The sequence below is a fragment of the Thiofilum sp. genome (genome assembly GCF_016711335.1).
Lineage (GTDB): Bacteria > Pseudomonadota > Gammaproteobacteria > Thiotrichales > Thiotrichaceae > Thiofilum.
The window spans coordinates 760,527-780,567 of sequence record NZ_JADJTF010000001.1 but is presented as its reverse complement, the minus strand read 5'-3'; the positions used below and the strand labels follow the sequence as shown (position 1 = coordinate 780,567).

General features: G+C 43.3%; 16 protein-coding genes. 5 read left to right on the top strand and 11 right to left on the bottom strand.

The features are described 5' to 3' along the window. Positions 1-18: 18 nt before the first annotated feature. The 7 genes from IPL34_RS03675 to IPL34_RS03640 form a co-directional block, all read right to left on the bottom strand. Positions 19-1,242 (bottom strand): type II secretion system F family protein, encoded by a 1,224-nt coding sequence (locus IPL34_RS03675; RefSeq protein WP_296837891.1) that lies wholly within the window; start codon positions 1,240-1,242, stop codon positions 19-21. Between the two features lie 126 nt (positions 1,243-1,368). Further along, positions 1,369-2,775, bottom strand: coding sequence for an O-antigen ligase (locus IPL34_RS03670; RefSeq protein ID WP_296837888.1), 1,407 nt, complete (start codon positions 2,773-2,775; stop codon positions 1,369-1,371). A 27-nt stretch (positions 2,776-2,802) separates the two neighbouring features. Further along, a complete protein-coding gene (pilB, locus tag IPL34_RS03665) occupies positions 2,803-4,557 on the bottom strand; it encodes a type IV-A pilus assembly ATPase PilB (RefSeq protein WP_296837885.1) in 1,755 nt (584 codons plus the stop codon). A 144-nt stretch (positions 4,558-4,701) separates the two neighbouring features. Further along, the gene (locus IPL34_RS03660; protein ID WP_366931020.1) at positions 4,702-5,133 is read right to left on the bottom strand and encodes a pilin; all 432 of its coding nucleotides are present in this window, start codon (positions 5,131-5,133) and stop codon (positions 4,702-4,704) included. Between the two features lie 215 nt (positions 5,134-5,348). After that, positions 5,349-6,827 carry a sigma-54 dependent transcriptional regulator gene (locus IPL34_RS03650; protein WP_296837882.1) on the bottom strand — a complete coding sequence of 493 codons (1,479 nt, stop codon included), beginning with the start codon at positions 6,825-6,827 and terminating at the stop codon, positions 5,349-5,351. A gap of 19 nt (positions 6,828-6,846) precedes the next feature. After that, positions 6,847-8,490 carry a nitrogen regulation protein NR(II) gene (locus IPL34_RS03645; RefSeq protein ID WP_296837879.1) on the bottom strand — a complete coding sequence of 548 codons (1,644 nt, stop codon included), beginning with the start codon at positions 8,488-8,490 and terminating at the stop codon, positions 6,847-6,849. Next, positions 8,451-8,699 (bottom strand): PP0621 family protein, encoded by a 249-nt coding sequence (locus IPL34_RS03640; RefSeq protein WP_296837875.1) that lies wholly within the window; start codon positions 8,697-8,699, stop codon positions 8,451-8,453. Before IPL34_RS03640 ends, IPL34_RS03645 begins: the two co-directional genes overlap by 40 nt. 60 nt (positions 8,700-8,759) lie before the next feature. Here IPL34_RS03640 and IPL34_RS03635 point away from each other — a divergent pair, with 60 nt between their 5' ends. Genes IPL34_RS03635 through IPL34_RS03625 form a run of 3 tightly spaced genes read left to right on the top strand, consistent with a single transcriptional unit; the run spans position 8,760 to position 12,396 of the window. Then, positions 8,760-10,400 carry an NAD+ synthase gene (locus IPL34_RS03635; RefSeq protein WP_296837872.1) on the top strand — a complete coding sequence of 547 codons (1,641 nt, stop codon included), beginning with the start codon at positions 8,760-8,762 and terminating at the stop codon, positions 10,398-10,400. Between the two features lie 19 nt (positions 10,401-10,419). Continuing rightward, positions 10,420-10,758 carry a P-II family nitrogen regulator gene (locus IPL34_RS03630; RefSeq protein ID WP_296837869.1) on the top strand — a complete coding sequence of 113 codons (339 nt, stop codon included), beginning with the start codon at positions 10,420-10,422 and terminating at the stop codon, positions 10,756-10,758. Between the two features lie 6 nt (positions 10,759-10,764). Beyond that, positions 10,765-12,396 (top strand): GNAT family N-acetyltransferase, encoded by a 1,632-nt coding sequence (locus IPL34_RS03625; RefSeq protein ID WP_296837866.1) that lies wholly within the window; start codon positions 10,765-10,767, stop codon positions 12,394-12,396. Positions 12,397-12,409: 13 nt separating this feature from the next. Here IPL34_RS03625 and IPL34_RS03620 read toward each other — a convergent pair whose 3' ends face one another. Continuing rightward, the gene (locus tag IPL34_RS03620; protein ID WP_296837862.1) at positions 12,410-12,646 is read right to left on the bottom strand and encodes a hypothetical protein; all 237 of its coding nucleotides are present in this window, start codon (positions 12,644-12,646) and stop codon (positions 12,410-12,412) included. 108 nt (positions 12,647-12,754) lie between these two features. Between IPL34_RS03620 and IPL34_RS03615 the strand changes: the two genes are divergently transcribed. Next, positions 12,755-12,946, top strand: coding sequence for a transposase (locus IPL34_RS03615; RefSeq protein WP_366931019.1), 192 nt, complete (start codon positions 12,755-12,757; stop codon positions 12,944-12,946). Positions 12,947-13,008: 62 nt separating this feature from the next. Here the strand turns inward: IPL34_RS03615 and IPL34_RS03610 are convergent, their stop codons facing one another. Both IPL34_RS03610 and IPL34_RS03605 read right to left on the bottom strand, forming a co-directional pair. Next, positions 13,009-15,180, bottom strand: a complete 2,172-nt coding sequence (locus IPL34_RS03610) for a malate synthase G (RefSeq protein WP_296837857.1) — start codon at positions 15,178-15,180, stop codon at positions 13,009-13,011. A gap of 223 nt (positions 15,181-15,403) precedes the next feature. Next, positions 15,404-17,686, bottom strand: coding sequence for an NADP-dependent malic enzyme (locus IPL34_RS03605; protein WP_296837851.1), 2,283 nt, complete (start codon positions 17,684-17,686; stop codon positions 15,404-15,406). Between the two features lie 215 nt (positions 17,687-17,901). On the opposite strand from IPL34_RS03605, the gene IPL34_RS03600 reads away from it, so the two are divergent. Then, positions 17,902-18,789: a DMT family transporter gene (locus tag IPL34_RS03600; protein ID WP_296837846.1), complete on the top strand. Its 888-nt coding sequence runs from the start codon at positions 17,902-17,904 to the stop codon at positions 18,787-18,789. On the opposite strand, the gene IPL34_RS03595 is transcribed toward IPL34_RS03600, so the two are convergent. Further along, the gene (locus tag IPL34_RS03595; RefSeq protein ID WP_296837839.1) at positions 18,786-19,922 is read right to left on the bottom strand and encodes an aminotransferase class V-fold PLP-dependent enzyme; all 1,137 of its coding nucleotides are present in this window, start codon (positions 19,920-19,922) and stop codon (positions 18,786-18,788) included. The two genes, IPL34_RS03600 and IPL34_RS03595, sit on opposite strands and share 4 nt — an antisense overlap. Between the last annotated feature and the right edge of the window lie 119 nt (positions 19,923-20,041).

Sequence of the window (20,041 nt, the reverse complement as noted above, 5' to 3'; positions counted from 1 at the left end):
TAATAAATTTATTATAATTTAAATAGCCGAACCTAATTGGAAAATAGGTAGATACATCGCAATAATTAATCCCCCCACTAATACCCCCAATACTGCCATAATTAAGGGTTCAATTTGTTTAGCCAGTGAGTCAACTAAATTATCTACCTGTTCCTCATAATAGTCAGCCGCTTTACCCAACATTTCTTCTAAACGTCCCGACTCTTCCCCAATCCGTGTCATCTGTAATACTAAACTAGGAAATACTTGTGCAGTTTGCATAGCGGTATTGAGCTGTACCCCTTTGGCCGTATCATCTTTAATTTTTAAGGTCGCATCACGATAAACCGCATTACCTGTAGCTCCTGATACCGCATCCATCGCCTCTACTACAGGAACACCCGCTGCAAACATGGTAGAGGAGGTACGGCAATAACGCGCAATGGCAGAGAGGTTTAAAATATTACCGATAATAGGTAGCCTCAAAAACAAGCGATCTACTCCATCGGCAAACGTAGGGGAGCGTCGTTTCATTTCAATAAAACCATAGACTAATAATATAATACCACCAAGAGGTAAATACCAATTAGCCTGTAACCACTCTGATAAACTAATAACCCATAAAGTAAAAGCAGGCAACTCAGCACCAAAACCCGAAAAAATTTCTTTAAACTGAGGAATAACAAAAATCAACATAATAGCAGTGACAATAATAGCGGCTATGATCACAATAATAGGATACATTAACGCTTTTTTGACTTTAGCTTTGGTGCTTTCAGTCTTTTCTTTATAAAGCGCCACCTTATTTAGCATGTTCTCTAATGTACCTGCTTGCTCACCTGCTTTTACTAAGTTGACAAATAAGGGATCAAAATATTTAGGGTGATGACTTAAAGCCACCCCAAAATTAGAGCCACCTTCGACATCGCGCTTAATGTTTTTGATTAAATTAGCCATGGCCGCATTATCGCCGCTATTCGCTACCATTTCTAGCGCTTGTACCATAGGCACACCCGAACTCATCATAGTCGTCATTTGTCTAGCAAATTGAGTAATATGAATAGACTTGATGCTAGGTGGAATCAGTGGAACTGGCTTTTTATAAATCCGTAATGGATTAATGCCCTGACGACGTAGGTTAGCTCGCAATAAGTTAGCATTGAGCGCCGGGCTTTCACCCTTGATTTTAACTCCATTTTTATTCGTACCTTCCCAAGCAAAGACGCGCGGTTCGGGTGGTTTTTGATTAGTGTGAGTCGCCATACATCGCCATTATTATTTTTATAACTTGGTGAATTTTAACATACTTTAGTAACTTTTGTGATTTACATGATAACTGGTTTGTTAATATGTTTTTACCATATTAAGCATATGAATTATAATGAGATTTTACCAGTTTATTGGTAAATCCTCAATGTGTGAAGGTTTGGCTAGTGTGCCATGTTGCCAGAAACGTGGTCTAGATGCATTGGTATCGAATTGCTCTAGATTCAACCACTGTTGAGCGCTTATAATCGTTAATAAAATTATTGGGGTGTATAGCAATATTTTAAGTGAGTAACTTAATTTAATAGAGGTTTCTTGAGGTGTCCAGTGCTTCCACACTGCTGATCCGAGACCAACTATAATACCTAAGTAAATAATACTAACGGGCATAACAATAATACCATCTACTAAACTTACCATAAAAGCTGAGCTAATAGAGGCTGTAATGCCTAAAGCAATAGGTGCTCTTATAAAGGCGTTCTGTTGGATAAGGTTTTTCCAACTACTGATCATCTTATATAAGATAGTTAAAAATATTAATGAAAAGATAACACCCCATTCACTGAGGATTTGTAAAAACATATTATGAGGATGTGCTACACCACTATAAATACCATCGAGTGCCAACATCATAGGTCCGATACCAAAATAAGGGTATTCTATAAATACTTTCAGAGTGGTTAACCAAATTTCTGATCTTCCACTAGAGTTTGTTAAATCTCTATTAATGCTTGAGTTTAATAGTAGGGAGTTATCAATGTTCAGATAAAAAGGTATGATAAATAGTGTAGTAATATAAAATACCATACCACCTAGTAGGACTTTTAATATTGCTAATGTATAAGATTTCCAAAGGGTTGGTACAAAAAAATATGTACTAACAATACTAAAAAGCATGCCAACAAAAAATGCTCTAGTTCCACTTAGCAATACTAAACCTGTGCTCAGCATGGTAGTAAATAGTAAGTATTTATTGTTTTTATCTTTATTTACACAAGTATAAGCTACTATAAAAGGTAGAGTCCAAGATATAAATTGACCATAAAAGCGTAAATTACTAAAGCCATCTATGATCATGTTTATATCTAAAGGGTCGCTTCTAATTAATACTATAGAGTAGTTTATTAAAGCCCTGAAAATGTAAATTAGCTGCAAAAAACAAAATAATAATGTTATTTTATGCGCTAAAAATGAATAATTTTCAACTTGAAAATTTACTATGAGTATAACCAAACTTATTAATAGTAGCAGCTCAATCATAGACCAATAAGGTATAATAGAGAGTACGCTACTAATAAAACCAGAAATTGCTAAGGCTAATATTATATATGTGCTAGTTTTTGCTATAGCTCCTGTATATACTGTTTTATAGCTTAAAATTAATATAATAAAAATGCTGATTAAGCGCTGTGAGTCATGAAAGCTTCCTTCAATAAGGAAAGGCATTACACTAAGAGAGGTAAGACACAACGTCATAATAATAATAAGTGTTTTGTCACTTTCTAAGTAGCTAAATATTTTATTTTTCATTAATCTATAGTTTTTATAATTAAGTAATCAGTCTTTAGTCACACGCTCGATTTCTTCTAGTGTGGTGAGTCCAGCCCGAATTTTATTTAGGCCTGCTTGGCGTAAATCTACCACCCCTTCACGTTGTGCCTGCTCAGCTAAATCCATCGAGTTGCCACCATCCATGACTATGCGAGCCATAGCAGGTGAAATGGGCATCACTTGGTAAATACCCACCCGTCCCTTGTAGCCGTTAGAGCAAACATCACAGCCTATCGCTTTATATACCTTTAAAATAGACAGTTCCTCTGGTTTAAAACCCATGCCAAGGAGTACATCTTGGGGTAGGTCGTGAGGGCGCTTGCATTTGTCACACAAGCGCCGTGCAAGACGTTGAGCAATAATCAGATGGACTGAGGTGGCAATATTAAAAGGTGCTACTCCCATATTCATTAAGCGGGTGAGTGCTTCGGGAGCGCTATTGGTGTGTAAAGTCGAGAGTACTAAGTGACCCGTTTGAGCCGCTTTGATAGCAATTTCAGCGGTTTCTAGATCACGAATCTCGCCCACCATAATAATGTCGGGATCTTGGCGCAAAAAAGAGCGCAAAGCATCGGCGAAGGTTAGACCTACTTTAGGATTCACATTGACCTGATTAATGCCGGGCATATTGATTTCAGCCGGATCTTCAGCAGTAGAGATATTTTTTTCAGGTGTATTGAGAATCCCTAAGCCAGTATAAAGGGTGACCGTTTTACCACTTCCGGTAGGACCGGTGACTAGGATCATACCGTCAGGTTTACTTAAGGCGTTCATAAAATCAGCCTTTTGTTTTGCATCAAAGCCGAGTTTATCAACACCTAACGTAGCATTAGCCGAATCTAGAATCCGCATAACCACTTTTTCACCATGCAATACCGGTAAGGTATTCACACGAAAATCAATATCTTTGCCGCTTTTCAGCGTAATGCGTATGCGCCCGTCCTGAGGGATGCGCCGCTCAGAAATATTCATGCGTGCCATAACTTTGATCCGCGCTACTAATTTAGTGGCAATATCAATCGGAGGAGTGGCAATGACTTGCAGCATGCCGTCAATACGAAAGCGGATTCTTAGGGTTTTTTCATAAGGCTCAATATGAATATCTGAGACTTTAGAGGTAATAGCATGCACAAGGAGCTTATCTACGAAGGAAACAATTTCGACCTCTTCGCCTTCATTTTTAGCCCGTAACTCTTGGGTATCGAGAGCAATATTTTGAATAATGGCTTCATTGGAGATCATCATCCCCGTATTGATCACCGCATTATCACCTGAGGCAGCGGCGGCCGCTAGGCTTTCACTATGATGCAGGTAAGAGTTGAGCTTATTGTATTCCACAAATACTGGATCGGGAGTCAAACCTGTGGCGAATTTGACATCATCCATATGAGGCAAATGCGCAGGGTCGGCAATCGCCACAAATAGGCGTTGTCCCATACGATAGAGCGGTAATAGATTCAGGCGCTGTTTTTGCTCATCACTAATCAGGCTAAAGACATCGGGTCCAATATTAATCGCATCCAGATCAACATAGCTTAAGCCGTATTCGAGACTAGCTGCTTTGGCGAGCAGAATAGGCGAGGTGATGCGCATCTTGATCATCTGCGCCATGATGGTGATATGTTCGGCTTTAGCAGTAGTGACTATTTCGAGCGCTTGTTCTTCAGTGGTAGCGTTGAGTTTAATAAGTTGGCGAATAAACCCGGGAATAGCAGGTTTAGGCGAGTTAGTGTTGGTCGATACGGTTGGTTTGATAGCCATATTGTTATTATTATCACTGCATTAGAGTTGCCCGATTGCTCAGTTGCAGTTTAAGGGAAGAGATATTGCTTGTGTCTGAATGGTTGGTAAAACTAAAAGAGGTTTCCAATTGGAAACCTCTTGATGTTAGATGATTAGCTTAGATTATGAGCCACGGCAGGTAGCAGGACGATATTTTTTATCTACAGTACCAGTAGTACAATTCCATGTTACAGAACCCTTGGTTACATCAGCAGTAGGAGTCATAATTAAAGTTGCATTATCTGTAACTTTGCTATTGTAAGTGATAGTAATAACACCACTTCCACCTACAGCAACACTTTTTACCGCGTTACCTTTAATATCTGTCGCGGCAGCTAGCCCAACATCGGCATTACTTGTTGGTAAAGCGCCACGATCTGCAAAGAACTCAGTAACACCTAACTTCGCTGCACCGGCTAAACTCAAACCTTCTGATACGTGTGAGCGCTTGGTGTAATCTTGGTAAGCAGGTAAAGCAATCGCTGCTAAAATACCGATAATCGCTACTACGATCATTAACTCGATTAATGTGAAACCTTTTTGTACGTTTTTCATGAATTACATTTCCAAATTAGAATTATTTATTATTGAGAGTCTTAAAGTCTTGGGGAGACATGAATACTAATGCATGGGGCGTGCCAACTATTTATATCGATCTAAATCTTTGTTTTAGATTAAATTTTTATTTACTTGCTGTGAGCACTAATTATTTATTTAAAATAATATGTCACTATCTGACAGGTTTGTGTCAGCCTTGTCAGAACGTAACCTTAACGAGCATCTAAATCGTATTTTTGAATACGATAGCGTAGTTGCCTAAAACTCATGCCTAATAGTTCAGCCGCCTTAGTCCGATTCCAGCGCGTTTGATCCAGTGCTTTTAAAATAATCGCTTTCTCGTCCGCTTCACTACCCCCCGGATTCCATTGCAAACTGGGATCAAGATCAGGGTTTTCTAAGTGACCTTCCTCAGTAGCTGTTTGACTTTCTTCATAAAGTGCCTCATGGCTCGAAAGACGTGAAGGGTTCGATGTCAATACCGAATGAGTAGCAGCTTTAGGCGGTACTAAGGCTTGCGGGAGCTGTAAATCTTCCGGCTCAATAGTGTTGTTATCACATAAAGTACAAGCACGTTCGAGAATGTTTTCCAGCTCGCGCACATTGCCCGGAAAGTCATAACTTTGTAGCGCTTTACGGGCAGAGGCTGCCAATTTAATCGGTGGCATAGTCCAACGTTGTGCAATTTTTCGTAAAAAATAATCCGCTAATAATAAAATATCGTCACCACGCTCGCGTAGCGGAGGGACTTTTAGCTTAATGACGTTTAAACGGTAATATAAATCTTGCCGAAAGCGTCCTGCTGCCACTTCATGTTCGAGGCTTTTATGCGTGGCACTTAAAATACGTACATCCACAGGTACTTCAGCTAAGCCGCCTACCGATTTAATTGCGCGTTCTTGAATGGCACGCAGTAATTTGACTTGCATCGTCAAAGGTAAATCAGCCACTTCATCTAAAAATAAGGTTCCTTGGTGTGCGGCTTGGAACAGTCCAATTTTATCTGCGACGGCTCCCGTAAAACTGCCTTTTTTGTGCCCAAAGAATTCACTCTCGACTAAGTTTTCGGGAATAGCACCGCAGTTGACCGGAATAAAAGGGGCATCCTTGCGCGGACTTTGGAGATGAATTTGATGCGCCACCAGTTCTTTACCACTGCCCGATTCACCGTGAATATAAACCGGAGCTTGGCTACGGGCTAATTTAGCAATCGTGGCTTTAAGCTGCTGCATCGCCTCAGAGCGCCCTAAAATATTACTTTGATCAGAACTTGATTCAGGTTCGGTAGTAAAGGGTAGAACAGGTTCAGGGCTAGTTTGTTGTGCCGATAGTTTCAGTGCGGTTTGGATCAGTTCGCGTAGCTTGGGTAAGTTAACAGGCTTAGAGACAAAATCAAAAGCGCCTGCTTTTAGCGCTTCGATGGCAGTATCCATACTGCCAAAAGCAGTAATCACCGCTACGGGTAAGTGCGGTAGTTCTTTTTGAATAAAGCGTACTATATCAATGCCGCTGCCATCGGGTAGCTTCATATCGGTCAGGCATAGATCGAATTGAGCTTGTTTGAGGTGGGCTAATGCCTCGCTGACATTACCTGCGGTAGCAGTATCTAAGCCCATTCGTAATAAGGTGATTTCCAGTAGTTCACGAATGTCCGGTTCATCATCAATAATGAGTACACGTTGTTGAGTCATAATTTTTAGTATTCGTTAATTAGCGATGTGCCCGCGAGAAAATAATCCGAAAACAACTACCTCCCGTGGGTAGTGCCACATATTCCAGACTCGCACCATTACTTAAACACAATTCGCGTGACATAAATAAACCTAAGCCCGTGCCTTTCGTACTGGTAGTAAAAAAGGGTTCAAACAGGCGTTGGCGTAAGTCTTCAGGAATACCGCGACCATTATCAATAATATTCAGCATAACATCCCGTGTGTGGGTGGGCGTTCCACCTTGTATATCTAGATGTAATTTACTAGGGGTGTCATGCGCATATTTTAAAGCGTTACGGCATAGGTTCCACATTACTTGATGTAGGTGTGCAGGGTCAAATTCAATTGTGGTGTCCGCAGGCTCAATAAATAGTGAAATTTGCTCACGTTGTAGCTGACTTTGAATTAAAAAATCACGCAAAAACTCATTCAACCAAGGCTTGAGTACTAGACGCTCGCGCTTAGGATGTTTTTTGCGCGATAAATTCAGCACGCTTTCAATCGTAATATTCATGCGTTTGGCATTGCTTTGAATAATTTGTAATAGGCGCTTATCAGCCGCATCTAAACGTGACTCACCCATGAGCTGTGCGGCGTGACTAATAGCGCCTAAAGGATTGCGGATTTCGTGAGCAATACTGGCAGTGAGTTGTCCTAGTGAAGCGAGTTTTACGCCTTGAAGTTTTTCGCGTTGTTCGCTGGTATCTTCAATGCTGATTAAGGTGGTTTGTCGTGCATGACTCCCCATTTGAGTAAAACGCGCACGTAGCTCAGTGGTATGTTGGTGGCGAATATCAAAACTCGCGGGGCGGGGACTGATTTTTTCCAGCCAATGCTGCAAATGATGATTAAGTTCGGGGGCAAAAACCGATAAAGGCTTACTGCGCCAATTGCCCGGATTACCTAATAAGTCCCAAGCCGCCGCATTCATATGACGAATCACGCCCGTATGCTCGACTACGACAATACCCGATTCCAAGCGGTCTAAAATGGATTGATTGAGTTGGGAGAGATTAGCTAAATCGACCCCGCGCCGTTGCGCAAGGGACGCCATTTCACTCGCCTTATGGATCCAACGATTACCAAGCCAACTGGCTAGAAGAATAAAGCCCGCTAAAATACCACTATGAGTCAGAGAGGATGAGTCCGTTTTTTGTAAATCAGAGGCGAGCACTAACTCCATGCTGATTAAACAAATACCCGTCACTGCGGCTAGTAAAATAGAATAGTGCCCAGGTAGACACAGATAGGGAATGAGCACTGGAATAACCAGTAATACCCCTAACCCTACATTCACTCCGCCACTGCTATACAGCAGACCCAGCAAAATGGCTATATCAAAGACCACATACACTACACCCTGAATCGGCAGATCGGGCCATTCAAAATAGGAGGATAGATTGCTAATAATGGCAACAATAAGATAAATAGTCCCCAGCCATGAAAATAGATAGGGATCATAAGTACCCAGCTTAATCGCATTGTGATTAGTGACGACTGACAATAGGAGTAAGCCTGCTAAGGCTAAGCGGTACACATGATAGAGGCGTAATAGATTCCACGGATCATCATGCAGAAAAAAAGGTGCTATGTGTTTATGTCCTAATGTGGATTCTTCAAGCGGCGTGCGTGCTCCAGACAACAATAGAATTGCCCCCCATCTGCAATAGCTTCATGCTCTGGAATGTGCAAACTACAGTAATCACAGCGCACCATGCGCTTGGGTGTGATTTGAGTGGTAGCAGCGGGTTCCTGAGCTTGTTTTTTAATAAATTTTTTGCGTTGCCACGATCTTAGCAATAGATAACCAACTGCCAGCAAAACGCTAATAAAAATGATACGGCTGATCATGATGTTTAAAGTAGATTCCGGTATAGTCTCAAGATCTTCATACTACTACCGAATCAAACCGTGCAAAACAATAATCCTAAATTACGTATTGCTCTAGCGCAGATCAATGTATGTGTAGGCGATGTAGCAGGCAATGTCAGTCTAATCACTGATGCGATTTTAAAAGCCCAAGCCGCTCAAGCCCAAGTGTTATTGCTACCAGAGCTGGTGTTATCAGGCTATGAGCAAGCTGATTTGGTATTTCGCCCCGACTTTATGCAGCAAATGGCAGCGAGTGTGCAGACTTTGGCACAAGTGGCTCCAGAGGTTTATGTGGTGGTGGGTGTGCCCTTAATGCGCGAGGGACAAATTCGTAATGCTGCCTGCGTGCTCAAAGACGGCAAAGTAGTACACGAGTATTTCAAGCAAAAGCTCCCCAACTACCATGTATTCGATGAAAAACGCTGGTTTGCTGAGGGTAATGAGTCGTGTGTGCTTGATATTGAGGGAGTCAAAGCAGGCATTTTGATTTGCGAAGACATTTGGCACGACGAGCCTGTTGATAAGGCTAAACAAGCAGGCGCTCAGGTTATTCTCAGTCTCAATGCTTCACCATTTCGCTATGACAAACAATTTGAGCGCCGTGAATTATTTATCAATCATGCCAAACGTACTCAATTACCCTTTGCTTATGTGAATTTAGTCGGAGGGCAGGATGAATTAGTATTTGATGGTGCGTCGATGCTATCCGATCCTATGGGTAAGACGACCTATCAAGCCCCGATTTTCAATCCGCAGTTTGAAGTCATTGATTGGGAATTTACCCGTACCGATTTACCCGAGGCTTCATTCCCTTACACTACTGAAGAGCAGGTTTATCCCGCTTTGGTACTAGGGGTGCAGGATTACGTGCGCAAAAATGGCTTTAAAAAAGTACTGCTAGGTTTATCGGGTGGGATTGATTCGGCTTTGACGCTGGCGATTGCAGCCGATGCCTTAGGCGCTGAAAATGTCACGGCGGTTATGATGCCGTTTCGTTATACCGCAGCTATGAGTCAAGAAGATGCCGCCAAACAAGCACAACTCATGGGGGTTGAATATCACAACCTACCCATTGAGGACACCTTTAAAGCGTTTGAAAGCACCTTAGCTCCGGTATTTGTGGGTAAGAAAGCCGATGTGACTGAGGAAAACCTACAAGCGCGGATTCGTGGCGTGCTGCTGATGTCTATGTCGAATAAGTTCGGTAGTTTATTGCTCGCCACCAGTAATAAAAGTGAAACCGCTGTAGGATATGCCACTTTGTACGGCGATATGGCAGGGGCGTTTTCTCCTTTAAAAGATGTCTACAAAACCTTAGTTTATCGTTTGGCGCAATATCGTAACTCATTAAGCCCAGTGCCAATTATTCCAGAGCGGGTTATTACCCGTCCGCCCTCAGCCGAGTTAGCCCCCGGACAAGTCGATCAGGATTCTTTACCGCCTTATGAGGTGCTGGATGAAATTTTGCGCCGTTTTATGGAGCTGAATGAGCCATTAGAGGCTATAGTAGGGGCTGGATTTGAACGTGGAACCGTGCGCCGCGTGGTAAATCTGGTACTATTAAATGAATACAAACGTCGCCAAGCCTCTCCCGGAGTGCGTATTACTATTCGTGCATTTGGTAAAGATTGGCGTTATCCCATGACCTCAGGTTGGCGGCGTCATTTGCCTTTAGCATAAAATTAATTCAGGAGTAGATATGAAACTAATTCAAGCCATTATTAAGCCCTTTAAACTCGACGATGTGCGCGAGGCTCTAACTGAAATCGGGATAACCGGAATGACTGCGATTGAGGTTAAGGGTTTTGGTCGCCAAAAAGGTCACACCGAGCTGTATCGTGGTGCGGAGTATGTAGTTGATTTCTTGCCAAAGATGAAGCTCGAAATTGTCACTACCGATGATAAGGTCGAAGCCGTGATTGATGCGATTTTAAAAGCCGCGCAAACCGGAAAAATCGGCGATGGTAAAATTTTCGTTTTACCTGTTGAGCAAGCTATTCGTATTCGTACCGGTGAGTCAGGTTCTGACGCCGTTTAAGCTTGCATGATGCAACGGCGCGTCTGGGTACTCAGTGGTAAGGCTAATTGGTGCAAACAAAGTGCTCACTATTTACTGAGTACTCATGACCCTAACACTATTGCATGGATTCCCGATCAAAAAGCCCAGACTGTTTTAGGTTTAACACTAGACGCCCTCGTTTTCGATGCACATCAAGGCTTAGATAGCAATGCACTCGCGCTGAGTGTCGGGGCGATCCGTGGGGGCGGAGTACTTTTACTACTCACTCCACCCTTAAGTACTTGGGCAAATTTCCCCGATCCCGATTACCAACGTTTTATCCCCTATCTATTTGAAAATAATCCCCTAACAGGACGTTTTATTCAGCGCTTTGTAAAATACTGGCAAGCTTGCCCAATGGTTAACTGGCTGAACGAAAGCGCCTCTATACCTAAGCCTCTAAAACCTGCCCCAATACTGAATCATGATTGGCAATGGACTCATGAGCAAGTTCAAGTACTGAAGCTATTGCAAAATTATCAAGGCATTAGTTTATTACTAGCCGATCGGGGGCGAGGCAAATCAACTTTGTTAGGTGCATTTGCTGCTCAACTAAGTCTGCAAGGCTTAAAAGTATGCATCACAGCACCGCGCAAAAGTGCAATTCAAGCCTTAGAAAAGGAATATTACAAAACACACACAAAACCATTAAATTTTTTAGCTCCTGATGAGTTATTACAACTATTACCGGAGTTAGATGTTTTAATCGTGGATGAGGCTGCGAGTATCCCCTTACCCTTATTAATGCAAATGCAAGCACAGTACTCACGAGTCATTTATTCGACTACCGTGCAGGGTTATGAGGGCAGTGGGCGCGGTTTTATTTTAAAATTTAGAAAAGTGTTAGAGTTACAGAAAAATAATCTACAAGTATTGACTTTAAATCAACCAGTGCGTTGGGATAGTGATGATAGTTTAGAGCAGCTATTAAAAGATTCATTATTATTAGGGCAAAGTATCGCTACTATACCCAGTACTAGCCATGATCTCAGTACTGATATTTACTATCAATTAATCTCTCAAGGTGAGTTATTGAGTAATGAGCTACTCCTGCAAAAAGTTTTTCTTTTATTAGTCAATGCCCATTATCAGACACGCCCTTCCGATTTGAGGCAACTATTGGATGCTCCTAATATTTCTATTCATATATTAGAGCAAGATAGCGAGGTAATAGCAGTAGCATTATTGTCGCGTGAAGGTGGTTTTGATGCTGAAATGACGCGATTAGTTTTTGAAGGAAAACGTCGACCACAGGGGCATTTATTGCCTCAGACCTTAACATGGCACTCAAAAATTCCTTATGCAGGCGAGCTAGTTTGTGAACGTGTTATGCGTATTGCAGTTTTAGATGACTATCAGGGACAAGGATTAGGAAAGTTATTAATTAACTATTTGATTAGTTATTCAAAACAGCAGCGAGTGGATTATATTGGAGTCAGTTATGCGTCTACACCTGAACTAATTCGTTTTTGGGAAAAGCTAGGGTTTCAGTTAATGCGTAAAGGCTTTAAACGGGATAGAGCGAGCGGGACTTATGCAGCGGTACAGGTTTTGAAGTTAAGTGAACGAGCTTTTAGCCTGTTGCCTGAGAAAGCAGTTGAGGGTTCAACTGCTTAGTGCTGTTACTCCATTAACGCCGATAGTGGGGTGGAATAGGTCTACAACCATGACCGCGACAGACTACACGCGGGGGAAGTGGGCGTACAGGGTAGGCTCTATGATGAGGGCGATGCTGGTGTCCATGTCCTAGGGGAGCAGCAATGGTAACGCTGGCATAGGCAGGACCATGATAGGGGTCGTTACAGCCTGTTAGTACTAAAGCCAGCCCCGCGCTTGCAGCTAACAGACTGAGAGTTTTAAGTTTCATAAACACCTCTTTAAGCAAATAGATTACTGATTAGACGCTAATCTGAGGCTTTTTATTCAAACTGAGCAACTATTAGGATGGGCTAAATACTACTCCTTCATAGATGGCTTGCAGCGTCATTGTTTGGAGGATGCCGGACATACGCTATTATTTCTGCTCCCTTATTCCCCTGATCTCAATCCCATTGAACATAAATGGGCGCAGGCTAAAGCGCATCGACGACGAACGGGGCTATTGGTGGAGGAACTATTTGCCCTTCCTCTTTGGTCATTTGGGACACTGCTTTGCTATAGTAAGTAGCATCGAATGAAGAAGCTGCCCAAAGACAGCTTTTTCATTACTTAATCAAGTCCAAACAGCAATCAAAAAAACAACGCTACTTTCGCTTCAGCGCGATACTTATGCAATAACGGCTCAGTATAACCATTAGGCTGTTCACGACCTTTAAACACCAGATCACACGCGGCTCTAAACGCCACGCTCTTCTCAAAATTACCGCTCATTTTAGTATAAGTCGGATCACCTACGTTTTGCGCATCCACCTTTGCCGCCATCTTCTTCAGGGCATCCATCACTTGTCGCTCAGTACACACGCCATGATGCAGCCAATTCGCCATATGCTGACTCGAAATACGCAAAGTCGCGCGGTCTTCCATCAAGCCCACATCATTAATATCCGGTACTTTAGAACAACCCACACCCTGATTCACCCAACGCACCACATAGCCCAAAATCCCTTGAGCATTATTTTCCAATTCTTGTTGAATGTCCGCTGCACTCCAATTGATTTCTTTAGCTACTGGAATAGTCAAAATCGCATCAAGACTAGCGCGTGGACGTTTTTTCAATTCATCTTGGCGTTTCATCACATTGACTTTGTGATAATGCAAAGCGTGCAAGGTTGCTGCCGTAGGCGAGGGAACCCATGCGGTATTTGCGCCCGCCATAGGATGAGCAATTTTGGTCGTAAGCATATTCGCCATTTGGTCAGGAATCGCCCACATGCCTTTACCAATCTGTGCTTTGCCTTGTAGACCACAAGCTAGACCAATATCCACGTTCCAGTCTTCATAGGCTTTAATCCATGCAGCGTTTTTCATATCGCCTTTGCGAATCATTGCACCCGCTTCCATCGAGGTGTGCATCTCGTCACCTGTACGATCAAGGAATCCGGTATTAATGAATACCACACGCTCTTTAGCAGCGCGGATACATTCCTTCAGATTTACGGTAGTACGGCGCTCTTCGTCCATAATGCCGACTTTTAAAGTGTTACGTGCTAATCCTAAGGCATCTTCCACACGGTTAAAGAATTGATTCGCAAAAGCAACTTCTTCAGGGCCGTGCATTTTGGGTTTTACAATGTAAACCGAACCCGTGCGTGAGTTAGCCGCAGTGGTTTTGCCTTGTAAATTGTGCATAGCGCAAAGAGAGGTCATCATGCCGTCCATAATGCCTTCAGGGATTTCACGACCTTCTTGATCTAAAATCGCTGGATTCGTCATGAGATGACCGACATTACGCACGAATAATAGGCTACGACCGTGTAGTTTTAAGGGTGTGCCCACAGGTGAGGTGTATTCACGGTCTTTATTAAGAGTGCGGTGAATGGTTGTATCACCTTTGCATACTTCTTCGGATAAAGTACCATTCATTAGCCCCAACCAATTGCGATACACCAAGGTTTTATCAGTAGCATCCACCGCAGCGATGGAGTCCTCGCAATCCATAATTGCAGTTAAAGCCGCTTCCATCACAATATCGCTAATGCCCGCTTTATCAGTCTTGCCGACCGGAGTATTGCGATTAAATTGAATATCAAAATGTAAGCCGTTGTGAGTGAGTAGCACGGATTTAGGGTTAGCAGCTTCCCCCGTAAAACCCGCAAATTGAGACTGATCGGCTAAAGTAGTTTCAGTACCGTTTGCTAAGGTTACTTTTAAAGTACTACCCTCGACGACATAAGCCACAGCATCCGCATGAGAACCAGTCGCTAAAGGTGCGGATTCATCTAAAAACTGCCGCCCGAATGCAATGACTTTCGCACCACGTACTGGATTATAAGCACTACCCGCTTCAGCCCCATCGGTAGAAGGAATAGCGTCTGTACCATAGAGCGCATCGTATAAACTACCCCAACGCGCATTCGCCGCATTCAAGGCATAGCGTGCATTCATCACAGGTACTACTAATTGTGGGCCTGCCATCACCGCGATTTCAGTGTCGACATGGCTGGTAGTAATTTGGAAATCCTCACCTTCAGGCACTAAGTAACCAATGGACTGTAAGAACGCTTTATAAGTGGCAAAGTCAGCGCCTTTATTAGCTTTATGCCATGCATCGATTTGCGCTTGAATACTATCGCGTTTAGCTAATAGCTCACGATTACGTGGTGCTAAATCATTCACAATGGCTTCGAGTCCACCCCAAAATTGCGCTTCACTGACCCCAGTTCCGGGTAAAGCCTCGGTATTAACAAACTGGTAAAGCTCATTGGCTACTTGTAAGCCGCCTACTTGTACTCTATCGCTCATGGTGAAATCTCCAGCCGAGGGGGAATGTCGGCATACTAATTAGAAAACCAAATTAAATCACGTCACTGGTCGAGTTTGCAGTGCAACATTGTCGACATAAAGGTAAGTGGTTATAGCGTAATTGGGTATTACTAGGCAAGAGTGAGGTTAGCGATATAGTACTTTTGAGAGAGTGAGTAAGGGCAAACACTTAGATCTTGCCCCTACACGGTTGGAGTTGATTTTAGGTGCGTTTACGCATTAATGAGTCCACCGCTGCAACCGCTGCCATATTCACAATACCACGGGGCGTAGTACTTTCAGTCAAAATATGCGCAGGATAATTCGTGCCAATTAAAATCGGTCCTACGGGAATACCATCACCCAACATTTTAACCATATTGTAGCTAATATTGGCTGCATCCAGATCAGGAAATACCAATAGGTTGGCTTCGCCTTTAAAGCTTGCACCTTTGAATAAACGCTCACGAATTTCCTCAGATAAGGCGGTATCCGCGTGCATTTCACCTTCAGCTACTAGGTCTGGGTAATGCTCACGAATGAGTTGTAGCGCTGCACGCATTTTGAAACTGCTGTCATCACGGCGACTGCCAAAGTTAGAGTGTGACAGCAGGGCAATCTTAGGTTTAATCCCAAAGTTTTGCGCCAGACGGGCGGCAATCGCCGTACTATCCGCGATTTGTTCAGCCGTTGGATCAACCACTACGTGAGTGTCGGTGAGGAAGTAAGTACCTTTAGCCAAAATCAGCATAGTGACCGCTGACAAATGTCTAACCCTAGGGTGAGTACCAATAATCGCTTCTATATAATGTAAGTGAGAAGCAAAGTTCCCTTCCACCCCACAGATCATCGCATCCGCATCACCCTCACGTACCATCACTGCCGCTAGTTGCGTAGTACGCGAAGCAATCACCCGTTTAGCATAGGCAGGCGTAATGCCTTCACGGCACATGGTTTGGTAATAAGCATCCACATGACGCTCGTAATTCGGGTTATTGCGTGGGTCAACCACCTCAATATCCACACCTATTTTGAGGCGTAGACTGTAATTAGTAATATTTTGCTGAATAATCTCAGGATTGCCGATCAAGATGGGTTTACAGATACCATCATCTACCAAAATCTGCATCGCCGTAATCACCCGTTGTGATTCACCCTCAGCAAACACAATACGTTGGGGAGCCTGACGCGCCCGCTCAAATACAGGTTTCATCACCATGCCCGAACGGAATACGAAGCTTTCTAGTGAGGCTTGATAGGCTTCAAAATCCTGAATCGGGCGCGTTGCTACTCCCGTATCCATGGCGGCTTGAGCCACGCGCGGCGGGATAATGGTCATGAGGCGTGGATCGAAAGGTTTAGGAATTAAGTATTCGCGTCCAAACTTAAACGATGCACCGCCATAAGCAGATACCACTACGTCAGAGGCTTCTTTAGTGGCTAAATCAGCAATTGCTTCAACGGCGGCTACTTTCATCGCCTCATTAATTTCAGTCGCGCCCGCATCTAATGCCCCTCTGAATAGGAAGGGGAAGCATAAAACATTATTGACTTGATTAGGGTAGTCACTGCGTCCAGTCGCTACAATCGCATCATCCCGCACCTCATGAACTAGCTCAGGGCGAATTTCTGGTTCTGGATTGGCGAGCGCGAGGATTAAAGGATTAGGAGCCATGCGTTTAACATGCTCTTGCTTAAGTACGCGCGGTGCAGATAAGCCTAAGAAAACATCCACGCCATCCATCACATCATCTAGAGTACGCGCCTCGGTATCAATCGCATAGGCTGAGTTATAAGGGTTCATTTCCTCGACACGACCCTTATAAATAATGCCAAAGCGATCATTGACGGTAATATTTTCTTTCTTTAGCCCCATTTCGACTAAGAGATTCAGACATGAAATCGCCGCAGCACCTGCACCCGAACAGACTAATTTGACTTCCTCAATCTTTTTATCCGCTACTTTTAGACCATTGCGAATCGCCGCAGCTACACAGATAGCAGTACCGTGTTGATCATCATGGAACACCGGAATTTTCATTTTTTCTTTGAGACGGCGTTCAATTTCAAAACACTCAGGTGCTTTAATATCCTCAAGGTTAATCCCGCCAAAAGTAGGTTCTAATAAACTCACCGCATCGACAAAGCGATCAACATCAGTGGTATCTACTTCAATATCAAATGCATTTACTCCGGCGAATTTTTTAAATAAAACTGCTTTACCTTCCATCACAGGTTTAGAGGCTAATGCACCGATCGAGCCTAGTCCTAAAACCGCAGTGCCATTAGAAATGACTGCTACTAAATTACCGCGTGTGGTGTAATCCGCTGCTAAGCTCGGATCTGCTGCAATGGCTAAGCTGGCAGCCGCGACACCGGGTGAATAGGCGAGGGCTAAGTCGCGTTGATTGACCATATTTTTGGTAGGGGTGATTTCTAGTTTGCCGGGTTTGGGGTAGCGGTGATAATCCAAAGCGGCTTGATCGAATTTATCTTTATCGCTCATAGTGGTGAATTCTCCTATTACTTTTATGTTGGCGTTACAGTGGTTGCTCTTATCCCAAAGGGGGGAGTAACACTAGCACGACTTAAGGTCATTGCAAGGTAAATTCTGTATTTTTAAGGGCATAAGTTTAAGGTTCGTTTAGTAGCTTGAATAATGCAGGTAAGCGGCGGATGATGAGCAGCTCTTTCTTTAGCTAATAGGCAAGGGGCTATATAGTGAATGTCCGTCAAATAATGAGCCTAATTTTATTAGGAGCTATTTGGGGTAGCTCGTTTTTATTTATGCGGGTGGCAGTCAAAGATATAGGTGCTGTACCTATGATTGAGCTGCGCCTATTAATTGGTGCATTAGTGCTCTGGCCTTTATTGCTAATGAAATACCCTATGAAAGTTACCCAAGGCTGGTGGGGCAAAATGACTATGGTAGGAGTATTTAATTCGGCTCTACCGTTTACCTTATTAGCCTACTCACTTTTAGTATTTACGGCGGGCGTCGGATCAGTGCTAAATGCGACCGTCCCCATGTTTACTGCTTTAATCGCCTTTTTTTGGTTGAAAGAACGCCTAACTCGTGCACGGGTTTTGGGTCTAGTGGTGGGTTTTATTGGGGTATTTGTATTAGTGGGCGATAAATTAGCGGTGATAGGAAGTGATACAGGTTGGGCATTAGCAGCCGCTTTATTGGCGACACTATCCTATGGTTTTAGTGCTAATTACACCAAGCGCAATGTGGTTGGTGTTGACTCCCTCGTGACCACAGTCATGTCATTGACGATGGGGGCGCTAGTCCTATTGCCCTTAACTATCCTCTATTGGCCTGATCATAATCCAAGTCTCATGTCTTGGCTCAGTGTGGTGATTTTAGGCGTGGTGTGTACCGGTCTAGCCTATATTATTTATTTTCGTTTAATCGTTGAGATTGGTGCAGCCCGTACTGTTACCGTGACCTTTTTAGTGCCCTTATTTGGGATTGTTTGGGGCATTATCTTTTTAGGTGAAGAGCTAACTTGGCAATTTGTCATCGGTGCTTTAGTGATTATTACCGGAACGGCTCTGTCCACTGGAGTTTTAAAACTCCAATGGTTAGAAGCGAAACCTACTTAAGCTAAATACTCGCGTGCTAATTGCACGGTTTGTTCGATTTGTTCTAGTGGGGTGTAGAAGTGTGGTGAAAACCGTACTCCACCCCCACGTGGCGCACAAAATACCTTATTAAGTTTTAAATGCTCGAATAAGTCTTCTGAGGTTTTTTGTGTCGGGCGAATCGTGATAATGCCAGACAAACGTTCTGGCTGAGTATTAGTGAGTACTTCAAGATGGGGAGTACTTTGAAAACCCTCAATCAGTCTTTGCATACGCTCTTGAATCGCTTGCCAAATGTTCTCAATCCCAACCTGCATAATGAGTTGTATACTAGCGTGTAGTGCATGAAGTCCTAGCATATTGGGGCTACCCGCCTCAAAGCGTCGCGCACTAGGAGTAGGGATAAACTCTGGATTAGTGTAGTTACCCATCGTTTCCATCATATGCCAGCCAAATTGAGTGAGGCGCAATTGCTCACGTTGCTGTTGGCTCACATAAAACACTGCTATTCCTTCAGGACCTAAGAGCCATTTATGCGCATCGGCAATCACAAAATCGGCATGAATCGCTTGCACATCCAAGGGAATAGCCCCCACTTGTTGGATACCATCGACGCAGAAAATAATATGATGGGCTTTGCAGTACTCGCCAATACGTTTTAGATCTAAGCGCAGTCCATTACCAAACTGCACCGCACTAATGGCAATAACGCGAGTATTGTTATCACACAATGCTAATAACTCGCCTTCAATATCTGCACCACAAGTACTTAAATCTAATGATTTAACCGTCACACCGCGATAGCTTTGCGCTAGCCAAGGATAGCGATTAGAGGGGAATTCTTGGGCAATACTCACCACATTATCGCCTGCTTGCCAATCGATCCCCTCCGCGACAAATGAGATACCTACTGAGGTATTGTGAATCAGACCAATATCATCAATCGACGGTGCATTGAGGAGTGTTTGTAGATTTTGTCTTAATTCACGCTCCAACATATTCCACTTTGGGTAGTGATACGAGCCATGTTGCACATTTTCCGCAACGAATTGGGCTAGGGTTTGTTGAGTGACTAAAGGCCAAGGAGCCATTGCAGCATGGTTGAGGTAAATGTGGTTTTGCGTGACGGGAAATTGTTGGGCTAAATCCAGCATAGCGTTGTCCTGCGGTACAAAAGAATAAGTGTGCAGTGATTAGGCTTTGAAAGCTAGATTTAGCCTTGTGTGTTTTCGGTGTTTTGGACTTGTGTGGGGGTTGTTGTTAGTTTGGTTTT